The following is a 1,232-nucleotide window of genomic DNA, read 5'->3' on the forward strand; positions in this document are numbered from 1 at the left end:
CACCGTATTGGGGGCGACCATGCCAAGCGAGCGAAAACACTCGCAGCAGAAAAACAGTGCGATCTTAAGCGAATTAGACGATCTCGTCACTGGCAAATCTCGGGCGAGGCTTTGGATGTAAAAGCGTTTTTAGAGCATCTCAAAAACGAAGAAGCAGAGACGATGCGATTTGCGATCAACAAAATCGAACAAGCTCTACTTGCTCACCAAGACAAATTGGAACCTTTGGACGTGAAGTTGATACGTTTGGTGAGACAAAACCCAAACATCACCTTAGCGGAGCTGATGGCTGAAACGAACTGCACGTTAGTTCAAGCTCGCACGGCACGATTTGATGCTGAGTTGCTTTAAGATCGGTTTGTGGTTTACTCACTTTATTAACAGATGTTAGGGTACCGATCAATATCACTCACTAAGACCATTTTATTATGGATATTTGGCAGCTTCTCCTTTTTATTCCTGCTTGCTTCGCTCTAAATATGGCTCCAGGCCCAAACAATTTATTGGCAATGAATAATGCGCGTTGTTACGGCTTTAGGGCCGCGTTTACGGCCAGTTTAGGCAGAATTGCCGCTTTTTCAGCAATGATTGCGTTGTCTGCATCAGGTCTGGCTGTGATTTTGTATACGTCAGAAATGCTATTTTTGGCAATAAAGCTGGTAGGGGCGCTGTATCTACTGTGGATTGCGTTCAACCTTTGGCGTTCAGAGTCCAGTCCGATCTCTGACTTGGACAATTCGCGCAATTACGCAGGACTTGCGAAGCAAGAATTTACGCTTGCTGCTGGCAACCCGAAAGCGATTCTTATTTTTACTGCATTCTTGCCGCAATTTGTTGATGCCAATGCCAACGTTCAAGAGCAGTTTTTTGCCCTTGGCTCGACGTTTTTGATATTAGAAATGGTCGCCATTTCAATCTATGCCATCTTTGGTTTGTACTTGAGACACTGGTTTTCAAATCCAAAAATGGCGAAACGTTTCAATCGCGGATGTTCGTTGTTTTTAGCTGCATCAGGTGCGAATTTGCTTCTAAGTAAGCAATAACAAAACATCATCTCTGTAGATTATTTTTCTATAAAAAAAGCCGCTGATGTTACATTAGCGGCTCTTTTCGTTGATGTATCGATTAATTTATTGTTACCACATCAAATCGTCAGGCACGACGAAATCTGCGTATGGATCGTCTTCTGCTGGAATGTCCGATTCAGGTTCTTTTTGTTCGATGATTACGGA

General features: G+C 43.3%; 3 protein-coding genes. 2 read left to right on the forward strand and 1 reads right to left on the reverse strand.

Going from position 1 to position 1,232, the window contains the following annotated elements; translation table 11 throughout:
• On the forward strand, positions 1 to 351 hold a 351-nt coding region (locus tag IQR33_RS01610), incomplete at its 5' end, for a ribosome recycling factor family protein (RefSeq protein ID WP_193843452.1).
• Positions 352 to 428: 77 nt separating this feature from the next.
• On the forward strand, positions 429 to 1,043 hold the full coding sequence (locus IQR33_RS01615; protein WP_017633575.1) for a LysE family translocator: 615 nt from the start codon (positions 429 to 431) through the stop codon (positions 1,041 to 1,043).
• A gap of 93 nt (positions 1,044 to 1,136) precedes the next feature.
• On the opposite strand, the gene IQR33_RS32055 is transcribed toward IQR33_RS01615, so the two are convergent.
• Positions 1,137 to 1,232, reverse strand: a 96-nt coding sequence (locus IQR33_RS32055; RefSeq protein WP_228013714.1) for a DUF2058 family protein, incomplete at its 5' end; no start/stop codon positions are given.

This window comes from Vibrio sp. OPT46, from assembly GCF_015163535.1.
Classification (GTDB): domain Bacteria; phylum Pseudomonadota; class Gammaproteobacteria; order Enterobacterales; family Vibrionaceae; genus Vibrio; species Vibrio alginolyticus.